We start from the raw sequence: 12,984 nt of genomic DNA on the forward strand, positions 1-12,984 counted from the left end.
GATCAATATGCGTAAATGGAAAATCGCTTTGGGAACGGCCGTCGCGCTGGGCGCGATCTCGGTGGCCAGCGTCCACCTGCTCGACATGGGCAATCTGAGCCTCAACGGCGGCACGGCGGGCGCAGCACCTGCACCGGCGGCCTTCGTCATGCCGGTGCCGGTGGTCAACGTCGTCAAGAAGACGCTGCCGATCTATCTCGACTACGCGGCGCGCGTCGAGTCGATCCGCAGCATCACCCTGCAGGCGCGCGTGCCGGGCTACCTGCAGGAGCAGACAGCGGCGGACGGCAGCGACGTCAAGCAGGGCGACCTGCTCTACAGGATCGCGCCGGAAGACTATCAGGCAGCCCTCGACCAGGCCAAGGCGCAGGTCGAGCGCGATACCGCGACGCTCGACTATGCGCGCTCGAACCTCGGCCGCGGCAGCGAGCTCGCCAAGAGCGGCTATCTTGCCAAGGATAGTTTCGACCAGCGCACCAGCACCTTGCGCGGGGCCGAAGCGGCATTGCTTCTCGACAAGGCGGCAGTGCGAACGGCTGAGCTCAATCTCGGCTATGCGGAAATCAAAGCCCCCTTCCCGGGCCGCATCGGCCGCAACCAGGCCTCGGTCGGCACGCTGGTGAGCGTCGCCGGCACCGTGCTCAACACGCTGGTGCAGCTCGACCCGATCTACGTCACCTTCAATCCGAGTGAGACCGACCTCGTTGAGATCGAGCAAGCCAAGGCGGCCGGTCCGATCGCGGTCGACGTGCTCTTGCCCGGCGAGACCGAGCCAAGCCAGAAGGGTGAGCTCACCTTCATCGACAACACGATCGACCATTCGACCGGCACGATCACGGCCCGCGCAACGATCGGCAACGCCAAGTTCAGGCTGCTGCCAGGCCAATATGTCCGCGTGCGGCTGCATGTGAAGGAACAGCCCAACACGCTGATGGTGCCGCAGGTGGCGCTGGGCTCCAGCCAGCTCGGCAAATACCTCTATGTCCTCGGCAAGGGCAATACCGTCGACCAGAAACTGGTCTCGCTCGGGCCGACCGACGGCGACCTGATCTCCGTGACCTCCGGCATCTCCGAGAGCGACCAGGTGATCACGGGCAATCTGCAGAAGATCGGACCCGGAATGCCGGTTTCTCCCTTGCCGCAACCGAAACCGGCCAGCTGATAACCCCCATCAGTCCCGGTCCGACGGCGCCCTCGACTCCCACGTCGAGGGCGCCGTTTTGCTAAGAAGCTCCACCAAGTCCGCAATGTCCGCGCGCTCGGCCTTGGCCGGCAGCATGAAGGCGCAATAGGGCTGGCCGAGGCGCACTGAAACCGGCGAGAGCGCGATCAGCCGTCCAGCTTGCAGGTCGGCGCTGGCCATCACCCTTTGTCCCAGGGCGATTCCCAGTCCCAGCTTCGCCGCGCCGATCGCCAGGCTGGAGAGGCCGACGCGGCGACCGTGCGAAGGATCGGGCGCGCGGTTGCCGCCCGCTGCCGCGAACCAGTCTGCCCAGGTGGGATGCGAGGCGTAGTTCGGGCCCCAGTTGGTGTGGATGAACTGGCTCTCATGCGCGTTCGACAGATCGAGGGCCTCGTTGCCGTGGCGCCGCCAGAACTCCGGCGACGCGACCGGCAGCACGTCGTCATGGACGAGGCGGACCATTTTCAGCGCCGGATAGTGGTAGTCGCCGTAGCTGATGCGCAGGTCGATGTTCTGGCGCACGACGTCGACGGGATCGTCCTCGACGCGGACATCGATCGCCATCTGCGGGAAGCCGTCGAGCAGCACGGCCAGGCGCGGCGCCAGCCACAGTTCGGCCAGCGAGAACGGCACGCTGACGACGAGGCGCGTCCGCAAGCCGCCTTCCAGCATGCGCCGGCCGACAGCGGCTATCTCGCCCAGCGCCCGCGCCGTCTGCGGATAGATGGCATGGCCGGCATCGGTGAGCGTGATGCGGTTGCCGTTGCGCACGAACAATTGCTTGCCGAACCAGTCTTCGAGATTGCGAATCTGCTGGCTGACCGCGGCCGACGAGACACCGAGCTCGGTGGCGGCAAGCGTGAAGCTGCCGGCGCGGGCGGCGACCTCGAACGCCCTGACCGCGTTGAGTGGCGGAAGCTTTTCCATATAGGCCTTCACCAAGTTTTTCTTGCGGAAGCCTAACAATTTTCCGCGTTGAGAGAAAGATTTCCTTGCTGTCTAGTGACCTCAGATTTTTGGAGGACACAATGATCGAAGACATTCTCGACCTCGACCGCTACCCGCTCGACCGCGAGGGCAGCCCAGAATGGCAGCGCCTTGTGGAGGAATCGACCGCGGCGCTCAACGCCAACGGCATGTTCAACCTGGAAGGCTTCCTGCGCCCGGGCGTTGCCGAGAGGGCCGTCGCGGAAATCCGGCCGGTGATGGATACGCGCTCGCATACGCACAAGCGCATGCACAACATCTACTTCAAGCCCTCGATCCCGGAGCTTTCGCCCGACCATCCGGCGCTGCGCAAGGTCGAGACGATCAGCCACACGGTCTGCGCCGACCAGATTCCCGGCAGCATTGTCCTCGCCATCTACGAATACGAGCCCCTGGTGCGTTTCCTGGCGGTGACGATGGACAAGCCGCAATTGCATGTCATGCAGGATCCGCTCGCCCGCGCCAATGTCATGGCCTATCGGGCCGGCGAGGCGTTGAACTGGCACTTCGACCGCTCGGAATTCACCACGACGCTGCTGCTCCAGGCTCCGGAGCGCGGCGGCGACCTCGAATACCGCACCGACCTGCGTTCGGACGACGATCCGAACTACGACGGCGTCGCCAGGCTGCTCGAAGGGCGCGATCCGGAAGCGAAGATCCTGCGCATGAAGGCCGGTACGCTGAATGTCTTCCGCGGCAAGAACACCGCGCATCGCGTCACCACGGTCGAAGGCGAGCGGGAGCGCATGATCGCGGTGTTTTCCTACTACGAGCGCCCCGGCGTCATGTTCACCGAGGAGGAGCGCATCGGCTTCTACGGCCGCGCGGCTTGAGCATCGATGAAAATCCTGAATTCGCAAATTGCCCCTTGTTAGATTGTCGACAATCTGATTGTCTTGCAGCCGGTTCATCCGGAGTGGGACGCATGGCGAAACTGGATTTCAGTCCGATCGCGGATACGACGCGCAGGGCGGAGATCGTCGCCCTGCTCAGGCGCGCCATCCTGACCGGCCAGTTGGAGCCTGGGCAAAAGCTCAACGAGCTCAGGATTTCCGAGCAGATGCGGGTGAGCCGCGCGCCGCTGCGCGAGGCGATGCGCGAGCTGGTGCAGGAAGGCATCCTGACCAGCATCCCCTATGCCGGAACTTTCGTCATCGACGTCGCCGCCAAGGACATCATCGACGTCTATTCGCTCAACAAGGTGCTCGACGAGTTCGCCATCGAGCTCGCCTGGCCGCTGCGCGACCAGCGCTTCTTCGACGAGCTCGACCGCCGCCATGAAACGGTCAAAGCGGCGACGCGCGCGCTCGACACCACGCGCCAGATCGAGACGGCGCTACAACTGCATGGGCTGATCTACGAATGGGCCGACAATTCGGTGCTGCTCGAGACCTGGCAGCGGCTGACCAGTCGCCTGCAAATGTATTTCGCCCTGCATCAGCGGGCCCGCAACGAGCCGGTGCCGGCAGAAGACGTGCACGAGACTTATGTGGCGCTGCTCAAGGGCTCGGACATGCGCGCCGCCCAGCGCCACGCGCGCGAGCATATCGACCTCGATTTCGAAGAGCTGCTTGCCTACGCGCGCGGCCTTGAAAAGCGTGGGTCGAAGGGCGCCTGACCATTCCCTCGCTGACAACGGACACCAACGTGAAGATAAAGAGCATAAAAGCCTACCATGTCGTGCAGCCCTTCGTGGACGGGCCCTACCGCATGTCGAAGGGGCGGGTCGCCGACTGTTTCGACGCGGTGATCGTCGCCATCACTTCCGACACAGGTGTGACCGGCTGGGGCGAGATGGCGCCGCTCGGCAATTTCTACTCGGCCGCGTTTCCGGCGGGAACGCGTGCGGGCGTGCCGGAAATCGCGCCGCATCTCATCGGCCACGACCCGCGCGGGCTTGCCGGCATCGGCAGGCTGATGGACACGGTGTTCAAGGGCCATCCCTACATCAAGGCCGCGCTCGACATGGCGTGCTGGGATCTCGCCGCCTGTGCCGCCGACGTGCCGCTGGTGACGATGCTTGGCGGCCGCGAGAGCGAGACGGCGGAGCTCTACAGGGTCGTCACCCACGGCACGGTCGACCAGATGGCGGCACTTGCCAAGAAGATCGTCGCCGAAGGCTACCACCGGCTGCAGGTCAAGGTCGGCGGCAATGTGCGCGACGACATCGAGCGCGTCACCGCGGTGGCCGCGGCCGTGCCGAAGGGCACGGTGATCTTCTGCGACGCCAATGCCGGCTGGACGCCTTACCAGGCGCGCCAGTTCGCCGACGCAACACGCGGCATCGACTACACGTTCGAGCAGCCCTGCACGACGATCGAGGAGAACATGTCGGTGCGCCGCATGCTCGACAAGCCGATGGTGCTGGATGAGTCCGTTACCTCGCTGCAGGAGATGCTGGAAATCCATCGCCGCGGCGCGGCCGACGGGCTGACGCTGAAGATCTCGCGGCTGGGCGGCGTGACGCAGACCCGCCAGATCCGTGACGTTGCGGTCGATCTCGGCTTCATGATCACGGTCGAGGATACCGGCGGCGCCGAGATCGACACCGCCGCCATGGCGCATCTGTCGCTGTCGACGCCGGAGGAGCGCCGGCTGCATGCGATCGCCTTCCACGAATGGGTGACGGTGCGCACCGCCTCCAACAAGCCGCCCGTGACGGGCAGCCGCATGGGCATTCCCGATGGACCCGGCCTCGGCATCGATGTCGTGCCGGACCTGCTCGGCAAGCCTTTCTTCGAGATCGGCTGAGATGAAGATCAGGCGCGTCAGGGCAACGCCGATCAACTACAGGCTCGAAGCGCCCTACGTCTGGGTGTTCGGCGAGCTCGACGGCTTCTCGCCCACCATCGTCGAGGTCGAGACGGAGGACGGGCTTGTCGGTCTCGGCGAGGCACCGACGCCGGCGGCCGCTGCCGTCATCGACGATGTGCTGGCACCCAGGCTCGCCGGCCGTGACGCCTTCGACATCGCCGGCGCGGAGCAAGTCTGCCTGCCCTTCTGGACCGGCGTGCAGTCGATCAACGACCGCATCCGCATCATGGCCTTCGGCGCCATCGAAATGGCGCTGTGGGACCTGCGCGGCAAGGCCTGGAAGCAGCCGCTCTACCAGTTGCTCGGGGGCGCGGTGCGCAAGGATATCCCCTTCACCGATTATTTCTCGCTGCGCGGCGACGGGTCGAAGGTGAAGGGCGAGAAGACGCCGGAAGCGGTCGCAGATTACTGCGTCGAACTCCACGAGCGCCACGGCACGACCTTCTTCGAGGGCAAGTTCTCGACGCAGGATCCGAAAGTCTCGCTAAAGATGGTCGAGCTGATCCGCGACAAGCTCGGCGACGATGCGATGATCCGCATCGATTCCAACCAGGCCTATTCGCTCGCCACCGCCAGGCAGCTGGCGAGGCCGCTGGAAGACCTCGGCGTGCGCAACTGGGAGGATCCGGTCGCAACCATCGAGGAAATGCGCGAGCTGCGGCGCCACACGTCGATCCCGTTCTCGACCCACAATATCGACATCGCGCGCGCCATGGATCTCAAAGTGCCGGACGCGTTTGTCGGCAATCCGACAGCACATGGCGGCATCGTCCGCATGCTGCGCTTCATCGGCGCCTGCGAGCATTCCGGCATCGATTACTGGTGCTACAGCGGCGACACCGGCATCGGCAGCGCCTGCTACCTGCATCTTTGCTCAGCACTCGGCTGGATCAGAGAGCCCAACCAGTCGTTGTTCCGCATGCAGCCGATGGACGTGATCGAGGAAGGGCCGTTCGCGCCGAAGAACAACACCGTGCCGGTGCCGGAAGGCTATGGCCTCGGCGTAACGCTGTCTTGCGACAGGCTCGCTGCCTGCCATCGCGACTTCGTCGAGAACGGGCCCTGCAACAAGTATCACGACCCGGCGAAGCCCGGCACCTATCGCCGGCTGCCGCTGAACTGAACCAGGAGACCGTCAAAGGAAAGGAGGCGACAGACCGAGTAGAAGAAGCGGCCGCGATTTCGATCGGACCGCGAGACCGGACAAGGCATGCATCAAGAAAATCTGACCTTCCCCCCTCAAGGAGCGGATGGACCGGATCAACCTGCATGCTACAGTTCGATCGACAGAAATTCTTGACGATGGCCGGGACAGGAGAACTCCACGGAACCGTCAACTGGAACGCACTCGCCAACCACAAGAACTGGGGAAAGGGTTCAGACCCATGAGCAAGAACTACCGCATTCTCGATCTCATCCGGCGCAACCGCACGCCGCTCGAAAACCACCTCATCGATGGCCTTATCGACGGCCGCGTCAGCCGCCGCGAATTCGTGCGCCACGGCAGCCTGCTCGGCCTGTCGCTGCCGCTTCTCGGCCGCATCGGCATGGCCGCCGGTTTTGGCGCCGCGCCCTCGCTTGCCCGCGCTCAAGCGACGCCGGGCGCCACCATCCGCGTCGGCAGCAGCGTGCCGGCCGCAGCGATCGACCCGGTCACAATCGCGGACGCCGGCGGCCTGCTGGTGATGCAGCAGGTGGCTGAATTCCTCTGCATCGACGGCCCGGACCTGGTGCTGAAGCCGGCGCTGGCGGAAAGCTGGAAGCCGAACGCCGACGGCACGGTGTGGACCTTCACACTGCGCAAGGGCGTGAAATTCCACTCGGGCGGCGAGATGAAGGCCGAAGACGTGGTGGCCAGCATCGACCGCCTCGCCGATCCCGCCAACTCGTCCAACGCGCTGTCGGTGTTCAGCGGCATCCTGCAGAAGGGCAACACCAAGAAGGTCGACGACTACACGGTTGAATTCCACCTCGACGCGCCGAACGGCAACTTCCCTTACATGGTGTCGTCCGACAACTACAACGCCGTCATCATCCCGGCGAGCTACAAGGGCGACTACGAAAAGAGCTTCGACGGCACCGGGCCGTTCAAGCTGGAGAAGTACACGCCGAAGGTCGGCGCCTCTTTCGTGCGCAACGAGGACTACTGGGGCGAAAAGGCCTTGCCGGAACGCACCGAGTTCACCTTCTTCACCGACATCCAGCCGCAGATCCTGGCGCTGCAGGGCGGCCAGATCGACATCATCAACCAGATGCCGGTGCTGGCCGGCGTCGGTCTGCTCAACGATCCGAATGTCGACATCATCAGCCTGAAGTCGGTGGCGCACCAGCAGTTGCACCTGCGCTGCGATTCCGACCCGTTCAAGGATCCGCGGGTGCGCCGGGCAATCGCGCTCAGCATCGACCGCAAGAAGCTGGTCGCCGGCCTGATGAAGGGCCGCGCCCAGGAAGGCAACGACAGCCCGTTTGCGAGCGCCTATCCGTCGACCGACACCAGCGTGCCGCAGCGCGAGCAGGACATCGCGCAGGCCAAGCAGCTGATGGAAGCGGCCGGCGCCGGCAAGGGCTTCAAGGTAACGCTGACGACCGAGCGCTATCTGGAAATCCCCGAATACGCCCAGCTCATCCAGAATTGGGTCAAGGAGATCGGCATCGAGCTCGAGCTCAACATCCTCGACCAGGGCGCCTATTACGGCGATGCGGTGTTCGGCAAGTCGAACTGGCTGGACTCGGTGATGGGCATCACCGACTACGGCCATCGCGGCGTGCCGAACGTCTATCTCGCGGCGCCGCTGAAGAGCGACGGCACCTGGAATGCCGCCCACTTCAAGAACAAGGACTACGACCAGCTGGCGACCAGCTATATCGCGGCCCTCGACCTCGAGGCGCAGAAGGCCAGCGCCGGCAAGATCCAGAAGCTGCTGCTCGAGGAAACGCCGGTGATCTTCGGCTATTTCTACGACTACCTGACTGCGACGGCGAAGGGCGTGACGGGCGTGCAGCCCACCGCCATGTCGCAGCTGTTCCTGGAAAAGGCATCGAAGGCCTGACGACAGCGAACAAGCTTATCCCTGACAGCCGGCTCTCCGCGGAGAGCCGGCTCCAATAGGAGTATTCGCCATCCTCGCCTTCCTCGTCCGGCGCCTCGGCCTGTCGCTCATTACGCTGTTCCTGCTCAGCGTCATGGTGTTCCTCGGCGGCCAGGTGCTGCCCGGCAATGTCGGGCGCGCCATATTGGGGCCATTCGCCGATGAGCGCGCCGTCGACGCGCTCAACCATTCGCTCGGCGTCGATCGCCCGCTGCTCGTCCAGTACGGAACCTGGATCTGGAACTTCCTGCATGGCGACATGGGCACGTCCTACATTTTCCGCGCGCCGGTCGCGCCCTTCGTCATCGACGCTTTGGGCAATTCGATGAAGCTGGCGCTGGTCGCTTTCGTGCTGGTGGTGCCGATCGGCATCCTCGGCGGCGTCATCGCCGCGCTCAACCTCAACCGGCCGCTCGACCGCATCATCAGCCTCGGCGGCCTGTCGGTGACGGTGCTGCCGGAATTCGTCACCGGCATCATCCTGATCCTGATCTTCGGCGTGTGGCTGCGCTGGCTGCCGATCGCCGCTTCCTGGCCGAAGGGCGCCGGCTTCTTCACCCAGCTCTACTATCTCATCCTGCCGTCGCTGCCGCTGTTTTTGGTGCTGTTCGGCTATATCGCCCGGATGGCGCGATCCGGCATGATCGAGGCGCTCGATTCCGACTATACTCGCACCGCCGTGCTCAAGGGCCTGCCGTGGCGCACGGTGATCTGGCGGCATGTGCTGCGCAACGCGCTGTTGCCGACCATCACCGTCATCGCCACGCAGACCGGCTACCTGATCGGCGGCCTGGTCGTGATCGAGACGCTGTTCCGCTACCAGGGCATCGGCTCGCTGATCTTCACCGCGGCACGCGGCAAGGATTTCCCGATGCTCGAGGCCGGCATCCTCACCATCGGCATCGTCTATGCGGTGGCGACCCTCGTCGCCGACTTCCTCTATTCCGTGCTCAACCCGCGCATCCGGCTGGGAGCAGAGCAATGAGCGTGACAGATACTCCCGCGAACCTGCCCACACCCGACGCCGCGACGCGGCGCGGTCCCTGGGGCGAGGTGTTGCACTCGCTGTTGCGGTCAGGAACGTTCCTGACCGGGCTCGGCATCGTCCTGTTCTGGATCATCTGCGCGCTGTTCGGCGAGCATTTCGTGCCTTACGACCCACTCGCCGACGACATCATCAACGCCCTTGCACCACCGTCGGCCGAGCACTGGTTCGGCACCGACCAGATCGGCCGCGACGTCTTCTCGCGCGTCATCGTCGGCTCGCGTGACATCCTGACGGTGGCGCCTTTAGCCACGTTGCTCGCGACCGTCGCCGGCACCGCACTCGGCCTCCTCATCGGCTATTTCCGCGGCATCGTCGACGACGTGATCAGCCGCGTTCTCGAGGCCTTCATGGCGATCCCGGTGGTGATCATCGCGCTGCTCGCCATCGTCGCGCTCGGCACGTCGAAGATCACCGTCATCGTCGTCATCGGCCTGAGCTTCGCGCCGATCATCGCCCGCACGGTGCGCTCGGCGGTGCTTGCTGAACGCGAACTCGACTATGTCGCGGCGGCAAAGCTGCGCCACGAAGGCGCGCTGCATACGATGTTCGTCGAGATCCTGCCCAATGTCATCCCGCCGATCCTGGTCGAGACGACGGTACGTCTCGGCTACGCGATCTTCGCCGTCGCCACGCTCTCGTTCATGGGCTTCGGCATCCAGCCGCCCTCCCCCGACTGGGGTCTAAGCATCTCCAGCAATTACGGCATGATCGGCGGCGGCTTCTGGTGGACGGTGCTGTTCGATGCCCTGGCCATCGCCTCCCTGGTTATCGGCGTCAATCTGGTGGCCGACGGCGTCCATGGAGCGTTCAATGACTGACAAGAACGCACTCGAGCTCAGAGATCTCTCCGTCGCCTACCGTGTCGGCGGCCGCAACCGGGCGGTGCTGCGCAATGTCAACCTCACCATCGGCCGCGGCGAGGCCTACGGGCTCGTCGGCGAATCCGGCTGCGGCAAGTCGACGGCGGCGCTCGCTGTGGTCCGCTACCTGCCGCGCAATGGCTCGATCACCGGCGGCTCGATCGCGCTCGACGGCCAGGACGTGATGAAGCTCGATGGCGAAGCGCTGCGGCGGGCGCGGGCGGAAAGCGTGTCGATGGTCTATCAGGACCCCGGCAAGGCGCTGAACCCGTCGCTGCGCATCGGCCGCCAGCTGACCGAGATCTTTGAGCTCGCCGGTGTCACTGGACAGGCGGCGAGCGACAAGGCCATTGCCATGCTGAACCGGGTGCGCATCTCCGATCCGGCAAGTGTCATGCAGCGCTACCCGCACCAGCTTTCCGGCGGCATGCAGCAGCGCGTGGCGATCGCCATGGCCTTGGCCAACGATCCGTCGATGCTGATCCTCGACGAGCCGACGACGGGTCTCGACGCGACGGTGGAAGCCGAAGTGCTCGACCTGATCGCGCAATTGCGGCGCGAGCTCTCGGCCTCGATCCTGTTCATCAGCCACAACCTCGCCGTCGTCTCGAAGATGTGCGACCGTGTCGGCGTGCTCTACGCCGGCATGCTGGTCGAGGAAGGCTCGACCAAGGACGTCTTCAACGATCCGCGCCATCCCTACACGGTGGCGCTGATGCGTTGCCTGCCGCGCGGCGGCCAGCGCAAGGACCAGGGCCGCCTGGACACCATCCCCGGATTCCTGCCCGGCATCGGCGCCAACATCACCGGCTGCGCCTTCGCCGATCGCTGCGCCCTGGCGACGGAGCGCTGCCGCAGCGAGCCGCCGCCGCTCTACGACCTGGGGGAAGGCCGACTGTCGCGCTGCCACTATCATGACAAGGCGCAGTCGCTGCCGCGCGCGACACCAGCCGAGATCCCCGCCGCAGCACCCAAGCAGGCACCGCCGGTGCTGCAGGTCGAGGGGCTGAACAAGACCTATGCCAGCCACGGCCGGCCGCTGAGGGCGGTGAAGGACGTCTCGGTCAGCCTGAGGCCCGGCGAGACGCTCGGTCTGGTCGGCGAATCCGGCAGCGGCAAGACGACCTTCGCCAGGCTGCTGCTCGGCCTCGTACCGCCGGACGAAGGCGGCAGCATCGAGCTCGAGGGCAGAGAGCTCGCGCCACGGCTTGCCAACCGCACCGAGGATCAGGTCAAGGCGGTGCAGATCGTCTTCCAGAATCCGGATTCGGCGCTCAACCGCTCGCATTCGATCCGGCATATCCTGAGCCGCGCCTTGAAGCGGCTGGGCGGGCTGACCGGCAAGGCGCTGGACACGCGGCTGGAAGAGCTCGTCCGCTCGGTGCGGCTCACCGACCGGCATCTCGCGGTCAAGCCGCGCCAGCTGTCGGGCGGGCTGAAGCAGCGCGTGGCGATCGCGCGCGCCTTCGCCGGCGAGCCACGCATCGTCGTCTGCGACGAGCCGACCTCGGCGCTCGACGTGTCGGTGCAGGCGGCGATCCTCAACCTCCTGGCGGACCTGCAGTCGAAGCAGGACGTCAGCTACATCTTCATTTCGCACGACCTCGGCGTGGTGCGCTATCTCTCCGACAAGATCGCCGTGCTCTATCTCGGCCGCATCATGGAGTTCGGGCCGTCGGAAGCGGTCTTTTCCGGCCCGCACCATCCCTATACGGAAGCGCTTCTGTCGGCCGTGCCGAAACTCGACCGGACCGAGAGCGCGCGCATCCGCCTCGACGGCGAGATACCGAGCGCCGCCAACCCGCCGACGGGCTGCGTCTTCCACACGAGATGCCCGCGCAAGATCGGCGCGATTTGCGAGACGCAGGAGCCGGAGCTCATCGAGGCCGAGCCCGGGCACACGATCCGCTGCCATATTCCTTTTGAGGAATTGGCAAGGCTGCAGAAGCCCACGGCCGTGGAGCCGGCGTGATCGCCGTCAGAATGCCGCCGCGCCTGCCATGCTGAAGGCGCGGTCGCTTTCCGCGAAAGCTTGATCGCCCGACAGGTTCCTGGCGAGCGTGCGCAGGCCCGTCAAGGCGATGTCGAGGGCATCGGAAGAGGCCGGGTTCTCCGGATAGGCTAGATAAATCGGCCGCTGGAACACCGGCGCGTCCTCGACGCGCCGCAACTCGCCGCGCTCGATGTGACCGCTGACGGCGCTCAGCGGCAGATAGGCGGCCGCCCGTTGCGACAGCACATGCTGCAGGCCGATGAACACCAGCCCGGCGGAGATCGCAGGCTTCACCATGCCGGCAAAGGCGCGGTCATGCTCGACGCGGAACTCCAGCCCCCAGTCCATCAGTATGTAGTTCTGCGTCCACGATCCGGCTTGCGCCGTATGCTGGACGAGGACCACCTGATCGACGGCCAATGTCTCATAGACGATGCCGGGATGCGGCTTGGGCAGATAGAGGATGCAGATGTCGAGCAGGCCTTCGGCCATCTGGTCGATCGCCAGATCGGGAAAACTCCCTTCGAGGCGAAGCGCCACGTTTGGCCGCCTCGCCCGCATCCAGTCGATCCAGGGCGAGGTGATGCTGTCCCAGAGATAGGCTGGCGCGGTGAGCCTCAGCAGCGTCTCGTAGCCATCGGGAACGGCGATGTCCTGACGCGATTGCTCCCAGGTCCGGGTGATCGTCGCAGCGTGCGGCAGGAACTGCCGGCCGGCCGGCGTCAGCGTGACGCCGTCGCTGTCGCGAACGAAGAGCTTGCGTCCCAACTGCTCTTCGAGGCCGCGAATGCGCGCGCTGACGGTGGACTGGGCGAGGTTCAGCCGATGGGCGGCGACGGTGAAGCTGCCATGCTCCGCGACCTCGAGGAAACTGCGCAGATTCTCGGTGTCCATGGCTTTCGCCCCCGGCTCGGCGGCAATCGAAGATTCCGATGGCCCTCATCAAAAAATATCGCTTTTCGGCCGTGGTCAACAATGAACTAGATGGCAGAACCTCCACGCCAGCCAAG

At 65.1% G+C, this 12,984-nt stretch carries 11 protein-coding genes; 9 read left to right on the forward strand and 2 right to left on the reverse strand.

All coding sequences use genetic code 11. The annotated features are described in order from the left end of the window. Nucleotides 1–7: 7 nt before the first annotated feature. A complete protein-coding gene (locus tag EJ070_RS34560; RefSeq protein WP_126095345.1) occupies nucleotides 8–1,162 on the forward strand; it encodes an efflux RND transporter periplasmic adaptor subunit in 1,155 nt (384 codons plus the stop codon). A gap of 9 nt (nucleotides 1,163–1,171) precedes the next feature. On the opposite strand, the gene EJ070_RS34565 is transcribed toward EJ070_RS34560, so the two are convergent. After that, the gene (locus EJ070_RS34565; RefSeq protein ID WP_126095346.1) at nucleotides 1,172–2,110 is read right to left on the reverse strand and encodes a LysR substrate-binding domain-containing protein; all 939 of its coding nucleotides are present in this window, start codon (nucleotides 2,108–2,110) and stop codon (nucleotides 1,172–1,174) included. A gap of 101 nt (nucleotides 2,111–2,211) precedes the next feature. Between EJ070_RS34565 and EJ070_RS34570 the strand changes: the two genes are divergently transcribed. The 8 genes from EJ070_RS34570 (at nucleotide 2,212) to EJ070_RS34605 (ending at nucleotide 11,953) form a co-directional block, all read left to right on the forward strand. Continuing rightward, nucleotides 2,212–3,003 (forward strand): 2OG-Fe(II) oxygenase, encoded by a 792-nt coding sequence (locus EJ070_RS34570; protein WP_245464766.1) that lies wholly within the window; start codon nucleotides 2,212–2,214, stop codon nucleotides 3,001–3,003. 92 nt (nucleotides 3,004–3,095) lie between these two features. Next, nucleotides 3,096–3,788 (forward strand): GntR family transcriptional regulator, encoded by a 693-nt coding sequence (locus tag EJ070_RS34575; RefSeq protein WP_126095347.1) that lies wholly within the window; start codon nucleotides 3,096–3,098, stop codon nucleotides 3,786–3,788. Between the two features lie 29 nt (nucleotides 3,789–3,817). Then, complete coding sequence (locus tag EJ070_RS34580; RefSeq protein ID WP_126095348.1) at nucleotides 3,818–4,921, forward strand: mandelate racemase/muconate lactonizing enzyme family protein; 1,104 nt, start codon at nucleotides 3,818–3,820, stop codon at nucleotides 4,919–4,921. A gap of 1 nt (nucleotide 4,922) precedes the next feature. Beyond that, nucleotides 4,923–6,107 carry a mandelate racemase/muconate lactonizing enzyme family protein gene (locus EJ070_RS34585; RefSeq protein WP_126095349.1) on the forward strand — a complete coding sequence of 395 codons (1,185 nt, stop codon included), beginning with the start codon at nucleotides 4,923–4,925 and terminating at the stop codon, nucleotides 6,105–6,107. A 262-nt stretch (nucleotides 6,108–6,369) separates the two neighbouring features. Next, nucleotides 6,370–8,034, forward strand: coding sequence for an ABC transporter substrate-binding protein (locus EJ070_RS34590; protein ID WP_126095350.1), 1,665 nt, complete (start codon nucleotides 6,370–6,372; stop codon nucleotides 8,032–8,034). A 70-nt stretch (nucleotides 8,035–8,104) separates the two neighbouring features. Continuing rightward, a complete protein-coding gene (locus EJ070_RS34595) occupies nucleotides 8,105–9,058 on the forward strand; it encodes an ABC transporter permease (RefSeq protein WP_126095351.1) in 954 nt (317 codons plus the stop codon). Continuing rightward, nucleotides 9,055–9,939 (forward strand): ABC transporter permease, encoded by an 885-nt coding sequence (locus EJ070_RS34600; RefSeq protein WP_126095352.1) that lies wholly within the window; start codon nucleotides 9,055–9,057, stop codon nucleotides 9,937–9,939. The genes EJ070_RS34595 and EJ070_RS34600 overlap by 4 nt, the downstream gene beginning before the upstream one ends. Beyond that, on the forward strand, nucleotides 9,932–11,953 hold the full coding sequence (locus EJ070_RS34605; RefSeq protein ID WP_245464767.1) for an ABC transporter ATP-binding protein: 2,022 nt from the start codon (nucleotides 9,932–9,934) through the stop codon (nucleotides 11,951–11,953). Before EJ070_RS34600 ends, EJ070_RS34605 begins: the two co-directional genes overlap by 8 nt. A 6-nt stretch (nucleotides 11,954–11,959) precedes the next feature. Here the strand turns inward: EJ070_RS34605 and EJ070_RS34610 are convergent, their stop codons facing one another. After that, nucleotides 11,960–12,868: a LysR family transcriptional regulator gene (locus EJ070_RS34610; RefSeq protein ID WP_126095354.1), complete on the reverse strand. Its 909-nt coding sequence runs from the start codon at nucleotides 12,866–12,868 to the stop codon at nucleotides 11,960–11,962. Nucleotides 12,869–12,984: the final 116 nt, after the last annotated feature.

Origin of the sequence: Mesorhizobium sp. M1E.F.Ca.ET.045.02.1.1, assembly GCF_003952485.1 — a bacterium.
GTDB lineage: Bacteria > Pseudomonadota > Alphaproteobacteria > Rhizobiales > Rhizobiaceae > Mesorhizobium.